Source organism: Pseudoalteromonas sp. CR1, from assembly GCF_019392235.1.
Lineage (GTDB): Bacteria > Pseudomonadota > Gammaproteobacteria > Enterobacterales > Alteromonadaceae > Pseudoalteromonas.
This window is the reverse complement of the sequence record NZ_JAHXRM010000347.1, coordinates 1-261: the sequence shown is the minus strand read 5'-3', so window position 1 is coordinate 261 and position 261 is coordinate 1. Positions and strand designations below refer to the sequence as shown.

At 59.8% G+C, this 261-nt stretch carries 1 pseudogene; it reads right to left on the bottom strand.

Annotated features, from left to right (window positions below):
- Nucleotides 1–25 precede the first annotated feature (25 nt).
- Nucleotides 26–261 (bottom strand): annotated as a pseudogene (gene hisG, locus KZZ04_RS19655) (ATP phosphoribosyltransferase); the annotation flags it as partial.

Here is a 261-nt window from a genome sequence, read left to right as displayed (position 1 = left end):
CGCGACCTAAGGCCGCGCAGGCGGGTCAACCGCGGTGTCGAGACTCCACTGCCTTGCGCAGGGTATCGATCAACGCCTGGATACGGGCGTGTTGCATTTTCATCGAAGCTTTGTTGACGATCAGGCGAGAGCTGATGTCGGCAATGAAATCCTGAGGCTCTAGACCGTTGGCACGCAGCGTGTTGCCGGTGTCGACCACGTCGATAATCTTGTCGGCCAGGCCGATCAGCGGCGCCAGCTCCATCGAGCCGTAAAGCTTGA